The organism is Enterococcus sp. AZ191 (genome assembly GCF_051713845.1).
Taxonomy (GTDB): Bacteria; Bacillota; Bacilli; order Lactobacillales; family Enterococcaceae; genus Enterococcus_B; species Enterococcus_B durans.
Genome location: NZ_JBIOQS010000001.1, coordinates 2,242,337 through 2,256,967, shown reverse-complemented (window position 1 = coordinate 2,256,967; position 14,631 = coordinate 2,242,337). Strand labels below are relative to the sequence as shown.

Here is a 14,631-nt window from a genome sequence, read left to right as displayed (position 1 = left end):
AGAGGTAGGTGAATCGAATGGCTATCAAAGCAGAAGAAATTAGTGCCTTGATTAAAGAACAAATTGAAAATTATCAAAACGTGCTTTCAGTCGAAGAAATCGGTACCGTTACTTATGTTGGTGACGGAATCGCTCGTGCACATGGTTTAGAAAATGCGATGAGTGGTGAGTTGCTTGAATTTTCAAACGGCTCATACGGAATGGCACAAAACTTAGAATCTAATGATGTAGGTATCATCATCCTTGGGGATTTCGAATCCATTCGTGAAGGAGACAAAGTAAAACGTACAGGAAAGATCATGGAAGTTCCAGTTGGGGACGCATTGATCGGACGTGTCGTTAATCCGCTTGGTCAACCAATCGATGGATTAGGTGAAATTGCAACAGACAAGGCTCGTCCAGTTGAAGCAATGGCACCAGGCGTTATGCAACGTAAATCTGTTAATGAACCAATGCAAACGGGATTAAAAGCAATCGATGCTTTAGTTCCAATTGGGCGTGGTCAACGCGAGTTAGTCATTGGTGACCGTAAGACAGGGAAAACATCTATTGCGATTGATACGATCCTTAACCAAAAAGGTCAAGATATGATCTGTATCTATGTTGCAATCGGTCAAAAAGATTCTACAGTTCGTACACAAGTAGAAACATTGAAAAAATATGGTGCGATGGATTATACGATCGTTGTGAATGCTGGAGCATCACAACCAGCTCCATTACTTTATATTGCTCCTTATGCAGGGACTGCTATGGGTGAAGAATTCATGTACAATGGAAAACATGTTTTGATCATCTTTGATGATTTATCAAAACAAGCCGTTGCTTATCGTGAACTTTCATTACTATTACGTCGTCCACCAGGTCGTGAAGCATATCCAGGGGATGTTTTCTACCTACATTCACGTCTGTTAGAACGTGCAGCTAAATTGAGTGATGAATTGGGTGGCGGTTCAATGACTGCTTTACCATTTGTTGAAACACAAGCTGGAGATATCTCTGCATACATTCCAACAAACGTTATCTCGATCACTGACGGACAAATCTTCTTGGAAAGCGACTTGTTCTATGCCGGAACTCGACCAGCTGTTGACGCTGGGTTATCCGTTTCTCGGGTAGGTGGTTCTGCACAGATCAAAGCAATGAAAAAAGTTGCCGGAACTTTACGTCTTGATTTAGCAAGTTATCGTGAATTAGAAGCATTTACACAGTTTGGTTCTGACTTAGACGCTGCGACACAAGCAAAATTAAATCGTGGCCGCCGCACAGTTGAAATCTTGAAACAAAAACTTCATGCACCACTTGCTGTTGAAAAACAAGTAGTCATCTTATATGCTTTGACACACGGATTCTTAGATAGTATCCCTGTTGATAGTATTTTAGATTTTGAACATGAATTATTTGAATATCTAGATAATAACCATTCAGATATTTTTGAAACGATTCGTACAACGAAGGATCTTCCAGAAGAAGAAGCTTTGAATACTGCGATCCAAGAATATAAAGATATCTTTTTGGCGTCAAAAGGTAATTCTTCTTCAACAGAAGACAAATTGAAATCCATTCAAAATGCATAGTGAGGTGAGATGAATGGGCGCTTCATTAAATGAAATCAAGACTCGGATCGCTTCAACTAAGAAAACCAGTCAAATCACGCGCGCAATGCAAATGGTGTCCGCCTCTAAACTAACAAAATCTGAAGCTTCTTCTCAGAAGTTTCAGATCTATGCAAACAAAGTTAGAGAGATCGTGACCCATTTGACCGCAACGCAATTAAACGATATCGCCTCAGACAATCCTCGTGGAGACATCAACTACAACAGTATGTTGATCAGTCGACCAGTGAAAAAGACGGGGTACATCGTGATCACTGCGGATGGTGGTTTAGTTGGTGGCTACAATAGCTCGATCTTGAAGCAAACGATGTCCATTTTAGAAGAAGATCACCAATCACCTGACGATTACGTAATGATCGCAATCGGCGGAACAGGTGCAGACTTCTTCAAAGCAAGAGGAATCAATTTAGCTTACGAATTGCGTAACTTATCTGACCAACCAAGTTTTGATGAAGTTCGTAAGATCGTAGGAATGGCAACAACTATGTATCAAAATGAAGTATTTGATGAATTGTATGTATGTTACAACCATCATATCAATTCACTAACTAGTCAATTTCGGGTAGAAAAAATGCTGCCGATTTCTGATTTAGACCCTGAGGAAGCAACAACATTTGAACAAGAATATATTTTTGAACCATCAAAAGAAGAAATCTTGGCTCAATTGTTACCTCAATATGCAGATAGCTTGATTTATGGTGCAATCGTTGATGCCAAGACAGCAGAACATGCTGCCGGTATGACAGCTATGAAGACAGCAACGGATAATGCCGCAACGATCATCGATGATCTAACGGTTTCTTATAACCGTGCAAGACAAGGGGCTATTACCCAAGAAATTACCGAAATTGTTGCCGGAGCTTCGGCACTAGAATAGTATTGAGATTGGAGGAAAAAAGATGAGTTCAGGCAAGATTGTTCAAGTAATCGGTCCCGTTGTCGACGTGGAATTTTCTTTAGACCAATCCTTACCAGATATCAACAACGCTTTAGTTGTTTATAAAAATGATGAGAAGAAATCGAAAGTTGTTCTTGAAACAGCGCTAGAGTTAGGTGACGGTGTCATCCGTACAATCGCGATGGAATCAACAGATGGTTTACAACGCGGAATGGAAGTCATTGATACAGAAAAAGCAATTTCTGTACCAGTGGGTAAAGAAACGTTAGGTCGTGTATTCAATGTATTAGGAGATACGATCGATTTATCCGCACCTTTCCCAGAGGATGCAAAACGTAGCGAAATCCATAAAAAAGCACCAAACTTTGATGAGTTAAGTACAAGTACTGAGATCCTTGAAACTGGGATCAAAGTTATTGACTTGCTTGCTCCTTACTTAAAAGGTGGGAAAGTTGGATTATTCGGTGGTGCCGGTGTAGGTAAAACTGTATTGATCCAAGAATTGATCCATAATATCGCTCAAGAACACGGTGGTATTTCTGTATTTACTGGTGTTGGTGAACGTACACGTGAAGGTAATGACCTTTATTATGAAATGAAAGATTCAGGAGTTATTGAAAAAACAGCCATGGTGTTTGGTCAAATGAACGAACCACCAGGTGCACGTATGCGTGTTGCCTTGACTGGTTTGACGATTGCTGAATACTTCCGTGATGTTGAAGGGCAAGACGTGCTATTGTTTATTGATAATATTTTCCGTTTCACTCAAGCCGGTTCAGAAGTTTCTGCCCTATTAGGTCGTATGCCTTCTGCCGTTGGGTATCAACCAACGCTAGCAACAGAAATGGGTCAATTACAAGAGCGGATCACTTCAACGAAAAAAGGTTCGATCACTTCGATCCAAGCAATCTATGTACCAGCCGATGACTATACTGACCCAGCCCCAGCAACAGCATTTGCCCATTTAGATGCAACAACGAACTTGGAACGTAAATTGACAGAACAAGGGATTTACCCAGCCGTAGATCCACTAGCTTCTTCATCAAGTGCGCTTGCTCCAGAAATCGTCGGAGAAGAACACTATAAAGTAGCGACGGAAGTACAGCATGTCTTACAACGTTACCGTGAATTACAAGATATCATTGCTATCTTAGGGATGGATGAATTATCTGACCAAGAAAAAGTTTTAGTTTCTCGTGCACGTAGAGTTCAATTCTTCTTGTCACAAAACTTTAACGTAGCAGAACAATTTACAGGTCTTCCAGGGTCATATGTACCAGTTGAAGAAACTGTCAAAGGATTCCGCGAGATCTTAGAAGGTAAATACGATGACCTTCCTGAAGAAGCATTCCGTAGTGTTGGTAGAATCGAAGACGTCGTAGAAAAAGCGAAAAAACTAGGCTACTAGAAAGGGGTGCCCCATGGATCAATATTTAACAGTTAACGTGGTTACTCCTGACGGTTTGGTCTATGATCACCATGCAGCGATCGTAGTTGCACGCACAACGGCCGGCGAACTCGGTATTCTACCTAAACATGCGCCCATCATCGTTCCTTTGACGATCGATGAAGTTCGTATAAAAAGAACTGACTCTGATACGCATGTTGACTGGATCGCAGTAAATGGCGGGATCATGGAAGTACGTGATAACGTTGTTTCTATCGTAGCCGATAGTGCGGAACGTGAACGTGATATCGATGTTTCTCGTGCGGAAAGAGCAAAACAACGTGCGGAACGACAAATCGAAGAAGCAAAAGAAAAAGAAGATACAAATGAATTGAAACGTGCAACAGTTGCTTTGCATCGTGCGATCAACCGAATCAAGGTTTCAAAACATTCATAGTCATAAATAATCGAGACAGGAGTGCTAAGGGATCAAGAAGAAAATTGCGAAACTCGATTTTTTAGATTTTGTGAATTTCAGATTGCTTTTCCAAGTGTTTTCTGCTCTGATTGTTTATTCGTATTAGAACGTGAACAAAAGTATTTGTTACTTTTGTCCACGTTCTTTTTTTATTTAAAAGAAAAGTAACATGAGATGTAAAGTATTGGATAAACGTCTTTTTATATGTTCGCCACACTCTTTTTTAAAATTTCCGAAAAACCTGACTTTTAGACACCGTTTATTGGGAATTAGAGTCTGTGGCAAACTTGTTTTTTAGATTTGTCCCACATTCATTTCTTGAAATTTGTCAAGAAAAAAACAAAAAAATTATACTTTTTGCAATCAATAATTTCTCTATTCTTCCAATTTATGGTATCATCGTTTTGTTAGTTATCGTAAAAAAACAATTGTTAGAAAGGACGTAGCTATGCAAGTATACGGAATTGATGCGATTATCCGAATTGTTAGCCACTTAGCATTCATTTATTTAGCTTTTTGGTCTTTACGTTCTTTGCGCATCGAAACCTTTTTTAGAGCGATGCATAATACACAGATTCGCATGACGATCGTACTTTTTTCTATTTTTTTAGGGTATACGGCGAGTAATTTTTTCTTAGAGATCATCTCTTTGTGTCGCAACCTTTTCGTTAGCCTATTATTTTAAAAAAAGGTACTATTTTAAAAGAAGAAATGATATAATAGAAAAGATTTTGAGCAACTGTAGCTCATTGGAATTTTTTGGGGGGAACAACATGGAAGAGATCATCGTAAAAGGTGGCAATCAATTAAATGGAACAGTAAAAATCGAAGGAGCTAAAAATGCGGTTTTACCTATTTTAGCTGCTAGTTTATTGGCAGAAGAGGGAACAACCGTATTAAATAATGTTCCTATTCTTTCTGACGTTTTCACGATGAATCAAGTGATTCGTCATTTAAATGTCGATGTAGCGTTTGATGAAGAAATGAATCAAGTAACACTTGATGCCTCAAGACAGTTAGAAATTGAAGCACCTTATGAATATGTTAGCCAAATGCGTGCTTCGATCGTTGTAATGGGACCATTACTTGCAAGAAATGGTCATGCGAAAGTAGCTATGCCAGGAGGATGTGCAATTGGTAAACGTCCAATTGATCTGCACCTAAAAGGATTCCAAGCATTAGGAGCTAAAATCATCCAAAAGAACGGCTATATCGAAGCTATTGCAGATCAATTGATCGGTAACACGATCTATTTGGACTTTCCTAGTGTTGGAGCAACTCAAAATATCATGATGGCAGCTGTAAAAGCAAAAGGAACAACAATCATTGAAAACGTAGCACGTGAACCAGAAATCGTTGACCTTGCCAATATTTTAAATAAAATGGGCGCCAATGTTTACGGTGCTGGAACAGAAACGATGCGTATCGAAGGTGTTGAACATCTTCATGCTGTGAAACATTCAATCGTACAAGACCGTATTGAAGCAGGTACATTCATGGTAGCCGCTGCAATGACTGAAGGAAATGTTTTGATCGCTGACGCTATCTCAGAACACAACCGACCATTGATCTCTAAACTGATCGAAATGGGCGCTAAGATCACTGAAGAAGAAGGTGGGATCCGTGTTGTTGGACCAAAACATATCTTGCCTACAGATGTAAAAACAATGCCTCATCCTGGATTTCCTACAGATATGCAAGCACAAATGACAGCAATCCAATTAGTTGCTGAAGGTACAAGCATGGTGACGGAAACAGTTTTTGAAAATCGTTTCCAACATTTAGAAGAAATGCGTCGAATGAATGCGCATGTAAAAATCGACGGCAATGTAGCTATCATGGATGGAACCCATGAGTTGCAAGGTGCAGAAGTGTATGCAACTGACTTGCGTGCAGCAGCAGCTTTAGTGTTAGCTGGCTTGAAAGCAAACGGGATCACTCGTGTTCGTAATCTAAAATACTTAGATCGTGGCTATTATAACTTCCATATCAAATTGCAACAATTAGGTGCGGATGTTGAACGTGTTGAGGGTAACCAAGTAACTGCTGATAAGACAGCACAAACGATTGCTTAAGGACGTGGTTAGATGAGTACACAACGCTATATCTTAGTCAGCTTGGTCAAGATACTGCTCGTTGTATTATTATTGATTCTCCTTTTTATTGCCGGTACGATGATCGGTTACGGAGTAATCGGTGAGGGCAACCCGCTTAAAATATTTCAACCAAGTTTATGGCTTCATATTCGAGATTTTTTTAGTTGAAGACTGATCGTCCATCGTTCGTTTTAAAGTAAATAAAAATGAGGGTTCTTAAAATCGCTGATATAGCTATTTTAAGCAACCCTTTGTTTCGTTCGTCCTAAATAAAGTTAGGCCAAAAAAGGGTTGAGTAAAGTCCACCTGTATTCCCCTTATTAAATCAGAATAAGGAGCGAGGGCAGAAGTAATTTCTTCGGAAATAAACGAAGATCGCAAAGATCATAAACTCAGTTAGTGAGCGTTCCTTCTTGTTCTTTGAGGTTCACTACTTTTGTCTCCGCTTTTTATTGAAGTAGAAAAGAAATGGAGGAAAGAATATGAAAAAAATGTTGATTGGGCTCGTTCGCTTTTATCAGCGCTTTATCTCCCCTGCATTTCCTCCTAGTTGCCGTTATTACCCTACCTGTTCAAATTATATGATCCGAGCGATCCAGTCGCATGGAGCGATGAAAGGGACACTGATGGGGACAGCACGTATTTTACGCTGTCATCCGTTCGTCAAAGGTGGTATCGATTACGTGCCTTTAAAATTCCAATTGACAAGGAATAAAAAGGATAAGGAAATGCCACACTATAAAAAATAGTAAGGGGAGACATTATGTTCACCATATTAGATAAGCAGCATCTTCCATGGAAGCTATTATTAGATGCAGATCCTGATAAAGAAAAAATCCAAATGTATGTAGATACGGGTTCCGGCTTTGTTTGGCAAGTAGCTGATGAAATAAAAGGGGTCATCGTGTACGATAATAGAGAGACAGAATATGAGATCATGAACGTTGCTGTTGACCCTAGCGAGCAAGGAAGAGGAATTGGCCGTCAATTATTGCTTCACACGATCAAACACCTTAGAGAGGGTAAAAACGCCCAAAACAAAATAATCATTCGGACAGGTAGTGTGTCATCTGCTGCCCTCCATCTTTATAAAAAAGTTGGATTTGTGGAAGTTTCCAGGGATATCGACTATTTTGTCAAAAATTATCCTGAACCCATTTATGAAAATGGGGAGTTGCTACATGATCAAGTGACTTTGGAACTGATGATCTAAAAATAAAGTGCTTTCAAAAAGGCGTAGGATATTTTACAATAGACGTAGTAAGCAAAAAAGGAGAACAGACGAGCATGGGAATTTTAGCTTTTGATTTTGGCGGTTCTGCAGTGAAATATGGATATTGGAATGGCGTATTACTTGAGGGAACTGGACAATTTCCAACTCCCGATACTTGGGAAAAAATGAAAACAGATTTATACCAGATTTATGACTCATTATCAGCTACTTTGAGCATCGAAGGGATAGCCATCAGTTCACCAGGTGTAGTGAACAATGAAAAACAAAGGATTGAAGGAATCAGTGCCATTCCCTATATCCATGGATTCAATATTTTTGAAGAGTTAGAGCAATTGTTTTGTCTACCTGTGACGATCGAAAATGATGCAAATTGTGCAGGAATGGCAGAATTTTACGAAGGCGCAGCGAAAGCATATCAAAATGTAGCATTTGTGGTGATTGGCACAGGTGTCGGTGGATCAGTGTTCATGGATGGGAAGATCCATAAAGGAGCCCATCTATACGGTGGGGAATTCGGGCTGATGTTATTAGACAACAATCAAACATTTAGTCAGCTAGGAACTGCGGTAAGCATGGCTTGGCGATACTGTGAACGAAAAGGCCTAGCAAAAACGGCCTATAGCGGAAAAGAAGTATTTGCATTAGCTGAACAAGGCGATCAGATCGCTAAAGAAGAAGTCGACCGTTTTTACGATTATTTGACGAAAGGGCTATTCAGTATCCAATTTACTTTTGATCCAGAAGCAATTGTCATAGGTGGCGGTATCTCAGCAAAAAAAGACTTGCTTAAAGAAGTGAATCAACGGATGAAACAGTTGACCACTCGCTATGAATTGAATGATTTTGATCCTCAACTCTTGCTATGCGACTACCGAAATGAGGCGAATCTAATCGGTGCAGCGGCTAATTTTTTTGCAACAGCAAGAGGAGATTCGTAACAAATTTGCTGGGGGAAAAAGTCTTTTGGGCGTAGACGATGTATTCCCCCTTCAAATATGATAAACTATCATGGAGGTGGGAAAAAGATGTCAAAAAAGAATAAAGATATAGAAGTTCGTATTGAAGAAGTAAAAAAGAATATCAATGGAAAAACATATGAGGTCACACAGTTATTTATAGGCAAAAAATTGATCGGTGAAATTTTAGCTTATGGACCAAAAGAATTTGAAATTTTCTTTGGGGAAGAAGATTTTGGCAAAGAAAAAACCCTTGAAAATGCGATAGAAACAGTGATTCGTCACTGGAATCTGCATGACTAAAAAAATATCAAAAAAATTTTCAATAAAGGGTTGCAAAAATCTGGAAAATTAGGTATTATAACTAAGTCAGGTTGATACAGACCTTTTGGAGGAGTAGCGAAGTGGCTAAACGCGACGGACTGTAAATCCGTTCCTTAGGGTTCAGTGGTTCGAATCCACTCTCCTCCATTCATTGGGGTATAGCCAAGCGGTAAGGCAAGGGACTTTGACTCCCTCATGCGTTGGTTCGAATCCAGCTACCCCAGTTTTTACGAGTGATCATTGAGAATCGCTCTTTTTTTTTTTTGCAAAAAACATCTTGTTTCTTGAAGATTCTGCCAATTTAAGCTAGAGTAAGTATAGAAGATAGAAATGGAGGCAGGAAAAATGAGATGGAAAGAAAAAGTTGATGAAACTGCAGAAAAGATCTATGATTTAATGAAATCAGAAAAATACAATGTGGAAGTCCATTTTCCAAAAAAATCTGATAAAGCTGTACAGATAACATCTAAACGCCCCACGAACCATACGAAAAAATGGCTATCAAAAAACCGCTAATAATAACAAAAATCTCTAGAAATCTTCTTTTTTACTGATTTCTAGAGATTTTGTTATTTAACGACTTCGATTCCTAGGACGGTCAAGTGTCCGTTACCGACTAATTTAACGACTAATGCGGCAAGTTCTTCAGGTGTCATATCTGTGTCACTTGTGATCCACCAATGAAGAGTACCGACAAAAATAGAAGTCATATATTCCGTGATGAAATCGATTGGAACTTCTAATTGGCTCTCTTTGATTTGTAAGTTGTCAAAAATACTCGCGTATTTATCATACAGAAATATTTCCAATTTTTTTCGAAATAATTCAATCGATGCTCCATCCATCGTAGTTAAGAAAAGCACTTTATTTTTCTGGATATTCACATAGATCGTTGTTAATGCACGAATGATATGGTTCAACTTGATTCGATTGCCATCAACTAATGGTTCTAAATCCAAGACAGACATAAAAACTTCAATGGCAATATCAAAGATCTGTTCATAAAGATCTTCTTTATTTTTAAAATGGGCATAAAAAGTTGCTCGATTGATCATCGCTTCATCTGCGATTGCTTGGATCGTGATTGATTCATAATTTTTTTCTTTTTCTAGTAAGCGGACAAAAGCTTCCACAATCATTTTGTGGGTGCGCTTTACTCGAAGATCTGTTTTATTCCCCATAAAATTTCCTCGCTTATTTTTCGACATTTCTCATTCTTTTGTTGCTTATCTCACAAACTGCGATAGTTTGCTTATTGCAAAAGCTTAAAAAGGTACCTAAAATATACATAAGTAGTATAACAGACAATTTGTTATATATTCAACAAGGTGTCCGTTAAAAGAGAGTGGGAGAAAATATGAGTTTAAAAGCGGGGATCGATGTCGGTTCGACGACCGTCAAATTAATTGTAATAGATGAACAAGGAAAGACGATTTATTCTAAGTATGAACGACATTACTCAGATGTCAAAAAAGCAGCGTTACAAACATTGAGAGAAGCGCAAAAGTTGGTTGCTGAGCAGCCTCTTTCGATTGCAATCACAGGATCAGGTGGAATGGGATTAGCAGAGATGTTAGATATCCCCTTTGTTCAAGAAGTCATTGCCTGTACACGAACGGTAGAGGAAATCATACCGGAGACAGATGTAGCAATCGAATTAGGTGGTGAAGATGCGAAAATCACATTTTTTGAAGGCTCTTTGGAACAGCGGATGAATGGTAGTTGTGCAGGAGGCACGGGAGCATTTATTGATCAAATGGCTTCTTTACTTAAAACAGACGCAAATGGAGTCAATGAATTAGCTAAAAATTACCAACAAATTTATCCGATCGCTTCGAGATGTGGCGTTTTTGCAAAAACGGATGTTCAACCACTGATCAATGAAGGTGTTGATCGTTCAGATGTAGCAGCGAGTATCTTTCAAGCTGTCGTGAATCAAACCATTGCTGGACTTGCAGCTGGTCGTAAAATCAAAGGAAAAGTCGCATTTTTAGGTGGACCGCTTTACTTCATGTCTGAACTTCGTCAACGATTCATCGATACGTTGAATCTAGCCCCAGAAGATGTCATTTTTCCAGAAGATCCGCAATTGTTTGTAGCGATGGGCGCAGCATTTTATGCGGAGGAAGCTGAGCCAACCACAATGGCGAAACTCATTGACACGTTAGAAAACGGGAACCAAGCCCAATTAAATCCTTCCAAGACATTGCCTCCTTTATTTAAAGATGAAAATGAACTTGCTCAATTTCGTCAAAGACATGCAAAAGCACAGGCTTCAGAAAAAAATCTTTCTGAACATCACGGTGTCGCATTTTTAGGTATTGATGCAGGATCAACTACAACAAAAGTAGTCTTGATAAATGAAGATGGCGATATCTTATTTTCTTTTTATGGCAATAATGAAGGACAGCCTTTAGAAACAACTATGGCAGTTTTAAAAGACCTCTATGAACAGTTACCAGAAGATGTCTATATCGGAAAAGCAGCGGCCACTGGGTACGGTGAAGCATTGATCAAGAATGCACTCAAAGTCGATATTGGTGAAGTTGAAACAATGGCACATTATAAAGCTGCAAATTTCTTTCAACCAGGTGTTGACTTTATTTTAGATATCGGCGGACAAGACATGAAAGCTATGACTATCAAAGAAGGTGTGTTATCTTCGATTCAGCTAAATGAAGCTTGTTCTTCAGGTTGTGGTTCCTTTATTGAAACATTTGCCAAATCTTTGAAGTATGACGTAAGAAGTTTTGCGCAAGCAGCAGTCGAGTCGCAAGCACCAGTTGATCTAGGTTCACGTTGTACTGTTTTTATGAACTCAAAAGTAAAACAAGTACAAAAAGAAGGGGCATCTGTAGGCGATATCTCTGCAGGACTTTCTTATTCAGTTATCAAAAATGCATTATATAAAGTAATCAAAGTAAGAAGACCAGAAGAACTTGGAGAAAAAATCGTTTGCCAAGGTGGCACTTTTTATAATGAAGCTGTGTTACGTGCATTTGAACTGATTAGTGGCAGAGAAGTCGTTCGTCCATCCATTGCAGGTCTGATGGGGGCTTATGGAGCTGCTTTGATTGCACTGGAAGGTTATGAGATTGGTGATGAAAGTACTATTCTTTCTTTAGAAGAATTGGCTCAATTTACTTCTGAAAAAGAATTCACTCATTGTGGTCTTTGTGAAAACAATTGTATGTTAACTGTCACTCTTTTTTCTGATGGACGACGTTTTATTACAGGAAATCGTTGTGAACGCGGCGCACGTATCAAAATCAAAAAAGAAGATAAAAAAGTCAACTTAGTCGATTATAAGTACCGTCGTTTGTTCAAGTACCGTCCACTTCGAAAAAAAGAAGCTGTCAATGGAACGATCGGGATACCTCGGGTACTGAATATGTATGAAAATTATCCACTATGGCATACATTCTTTTCTGATCTAGGATTTAGAGTAACTTTATCTCCTCGTTCAAACAAAGAACTGTATGAACAAGGAATGGAAACAATCCCTAGTGATACGGCTTGCTACCCAGCTAAATTGACACATGGTCATATCCAAGCACTAATTGACTCGGGTGTCTCAAGGATTTTTTATCCAGGGGTCATCTTTGAACGTCCTGAATTTGCGGGTGCAGACAATCATTTCAATTGTCCGATCGTACAAAGCTATCCAGATGTCATCCGCAATAATGTTGATGATATCCGCGCAGGCAAAGTAGATTATCGCAATCCTTTTCTGAACTTAGCAAACGAAGCTTCTGTTGCAAAAGTCCTACATCAGACATTTTCTGATTTTGGTTTCACAGAAGAAGAAATAGCTACAGCTTTGCATCATGGCTATGAAGAACTCGATTCCTTTAAACGAGATATCCAACAAAAAGGGGAAGAAACGTTAGTCATGTTAAATCAGAAAAATCAACGAGGAATCGTTCTTTCTGGCAGACCGTACCATCTAGATCCAGAAATCAATCACGGAATCGCTGAAGTCATCACACAAGAAGGATTCCATGTCTTGACGGAGGATAGTATTTCTCATCTAGGAGATGTAGGAAATCTTCGTGTGGTCAATCAATGGGTCTATCATTCACGTTTATATGCAGCTGCAAGGGTAGTCGCAAAATCGAAAAATCTTGAATTGGTTCAACTAAACTCATTTGGTTGTGGGATCGATGCGGTCACAACAGACCAAGTAGAAGAAATCATGGATCAATATGGCAAGATCTACACGGTGCTTAAAATTGATGAAGGATCGAATTTGGGTGCCATCAGGATCCGGTTACGTTCACTAAAAGCCGCAGTAAATGAACGGGAAAAACGACAATTTGAACCTGTTAAACGGTTTGAAGAACCTGAAAAAATCACTTTTACGAAAGAAATGAAGGAAAAACATACACTGCTATTACCGATGCTTAGTCCGATCCATCAATCAGGTTTAGTGGATGTCGCACTAAATGCTTCTGGATATCATGTGGTTTGTCTACCAGCAGAAGACAATGAAGCAATCAATGTAGGCTTGAAGTACGTCAACAATGATGCTTGTTACCCTGCAATCATTTCGATTGGACAGATAGTTGAAGCTCTTGAAAGCGGCAAGTATGATTTGGAAAATACAAGCGTCATGATGACACAAACTGGTGGAGGCTGCCGAGCAACGAACTATATCCCACTTTTACGTAAAGCATTGAATGATGCTGGCTTTGGACAAATTCCCGTTGTTTCTATCTCAATGGGAAATCAAGGGGTAGAGTCTAATCCAGGGTTTAAGTTTACTTTGCCTATGCTTAAACGTGTGGCCATTGCCTTTTTATATGGGGATCTCTTCGAAAGAGTTGTTTATCGCACGCGCCCTTATGAATTGGAAGAAGGCAGTATCGATCGATTGCATCAAGAGTGGCTGAAAAAAGTAGAAAAGAATGTGCGTAACGGTTCAATCACTTTATTCAACAGCAACATGAAAAAAATCATCCAAGCGTTCGATATCGTTCCGATTTCTTCTGAAAAGAAACCCAAAGTTGGTGTAGTTGGCGAAATTTTAGTGAAATACTCACCAACAGCTAACAATGATATCGTTCGACTATTAGAAGCAGAAGGTGCTGAAGCAGTCGTTCCAGACATCATCGGCTTTATGAACTATTCGTTGTATAACCAAATTTGGAAGTATGAACAACTTGGAATGTCGAAACAAAGCAAAATGCTTGCTCAATTTGCAATCAAAATGATCGAATGGATCGAAAAACCAATGGATAAAGCATTACGCAAATCTGAACGTTTTGACGGAATCCAATCGATCGATGACTTGGCAAAAGATGCTAGCCAGATCCTTTCAATCGGGAACCATACAGGTGAAGGGTGGTTCTTGACTGGTGAAATGATCGAATTGTTAAAAAATGATGTGCATAATATTGTCTGCATGCAACCTTTTGGCTGTTTACCAAATCATGTCGTGGGCAAAGGAGTAATCAAAGAATTACGTCACCGCTACCCTAATGCGAATATCGCAGCCATCGATTATGATCCAGGTGTATCCATCGTCAACCAGTTGAATCGTATCCGCTTGATGATGGCAACAGCAAATAAAACGTTGGAGAAACAGAAAGCATGAGCGTACATTTCCACTTCTGAATAGTAAAAAATATTTTTTGAAACAGTTC

At 39.1% G+C, this 14,631-nt stretch carries 14 protein-coding genes and 2 tRNA genes; 15 read left to right on the top strand and 1 reads right to left on the bottom strand.

The features are described 5' to 3' along the window. The first annotated feature begins 17 nt into the window (after positions 1-17). The 14 genes from atpA to IGI47_RS10815 all read left to right on the top strand — a co-directional run bounded on the left by atpA (position 18) and on the right by IGI47_RS10815 (position 9,502). Positions 18-1,574 carry a F0F1 ATP synthase subunit alpha gene (gene atpA / locus IGI47_RS10880; RefSeq protein ID WP_005878464.1) on the top strand — a complete coding sequence of 519 codons (1,557 nt, stop codon included), beginning with the start codon at positions 18-20 and terminating at the stop codon, positions 1,572-1,574. A 13-nt stretch (positions 1,575-1,587) separates the two neighbouring features. After that, on the top strand, positions 1,588-2,490 hold the full coding sequence (locus IGI47_RS10875) for a F0F1 ATP synthase subunit gamma (protein ID WP_005878466.1): 903 nt from the start codon (positions 1,588-1,590) through the stop codon (positions 2,488-2,490). Between the two features lie 22 nt (positions 2,491-2,512). Beyond that, positions 2,513-3,919, top strand: a complete 1,407-nt coding sequence (gene atpD / locus IGI47_RS10870; protein WP_005878468.1) for a F0F1 ATP synthase subunit beta — start codon at positions 2,513-2,515, stop codon at positions 3,917-3,919. Between the two features lie 13 nt (positions 3,920-3,932). After that, positions 3,933-4,355 (top strand): F0F1 ATP synthase subunit epsilon, encoded by a 423-nt coding sequence (locus tag IGI47_RS10865; protein ID WP_005878470.1) that lies wholly within the window; start codon positions 3,933-3,935, stop codon positions 4,353-4,355. 469 nt (positions 4,356-4,824) lie between these two features. Next, complete coding sequence (locus tag IGI47_RS10860; RefSeq protein WP_311929461.1) at positions 4,825-5,061, top strand: DUF1146 family protein; 237 nt, start codon at positions 4,825-4,827, stop codon at positions 5,059-5,061. Positions 5,062-5,149: 88 nt separating this feature from the next. Then, entirely contained in the window at positions 5,150-6,451 is a 1,302-nt protein-coding gene (gene murA / locus IGI47_RS10855) for a UDP-N-acetylglucosamine 1-carboxyvinyltransferase (RefSeq protein WP_311929460.1), read from the top strand. A 12-nt stretch (positions 6,452-6,463) separates the two neighbouring features. Next, entirely contained in the window at positions 6,464-6,640 is a 177-nt protein-coding gene (locus IGI47_RS10850; RefSeq protein ID WP_311929459.1) for a DNA-directed RNA polymerase subunit beta, read from the top strand. Between the two features lie 314 nt (positions 6,641-6,954). Then, on the top strand, positions 6,955-7,221 hold the full coding sequence (yidD, locus tag IGI47_RS10845; RefSeq protein WP_005878480.1) for a membrane protein insertion efficiency factor YidD: 267 nt from the start codon (positions 6,955-6,957) through the stop codon (positions 7,219-7,221). 14 nt (positions 7,222-7,235) lie between these two features. Next, complete coding sequence (locus IGI47_RS10840; protein ID WP_438784214.1) at positions 7,236-7,685, top strand: GNAT family N-acetyltransferase; 450 nt, start codon at positions 7,236-7,238, stop codon at positions 7,683-7,685. A gap of 74 nt (positions 7,686-7,759) precedes the next feature. Continuing rightward, positions 7,760-8,644 carry an ROK family protein gene (locus tag IGI47_RS10835; RefSeq protein WP_438784212.1) on the top strand — a complete coding sequence of 295 codons (885 nt, stop codon included), beginning with the start codon at positions 7,760-7,762 and terminating at the stop codon, positions 8,642-8,644. Positions 8,645-8,731: 87 nt separating this feature from the next. After that, complete coding sequence (locus IGI47_RS10830) at positions 8,732-8,965, top strand: DUF2969 domain-containing protein (protein ID WP_104661008.1); 234 nt, start codon at positions 8,732-8,734, stop codon at positions 8,963-8,965. Between the two features lie 87 nt (positions 8,966-9,052). Beyond that, a tRNA-Tyr gene (locus tag IGI47_RS10825) sits at positions 9,053-9,133 on the top strand. 5 nt (positions 9,134-9,138) lie between these two features. Then, a tRNA-Gln gene (locus tag IGI47_RS10820) sits at positions 9,139-9,210 on the top strand. A gap of 121 nt (positions 9,211-9,331) precedes the next feature. Continuing rightward, positions 9,332-9,502, top strand: a complete 171-nt coding sequence (locus tag IGI47_RS10815; protein ID WP_005880446.1) for a hypothetical protein — start codon at positions 9,332-9,334, stop codon at positions 9,500-9,502. Between the two features lie 53 nt (positions 9,503-9,555). Here the strand turns inward: IGI47_RS10815 and IGI47_RS10810 are convergent, their stop codons facing one another. Beyond that, entirely contained in the window at positions 9,556-10,167 is a 612-nt protein-coding gene (locus IGI47_RS10810; RefSeq protein WP_438784210.1) for a TetR/AcrR family transcriptional regulator, read from the bottom strand. Positions 10,168-10,343: 176 nt separating this feature from the next. On the opposite strand from IGI47_RS10810, the gene IGI47_RS10805 reads away from it, so the two are divergent. Continuing rightward, positions 10,344-14,582, top strand: a complete 4,239-nt coding sequence (locus IGI47_RS10805) for an acyl-CoA dehydratase activase-related protein (RefSeq protein ID WP_438784208.1) — start codon at positions 10,344-10,346, stop codon at positions 14,580-14,582. Positions 14,583-14,631: the final 49 nt, after the last annotated feature.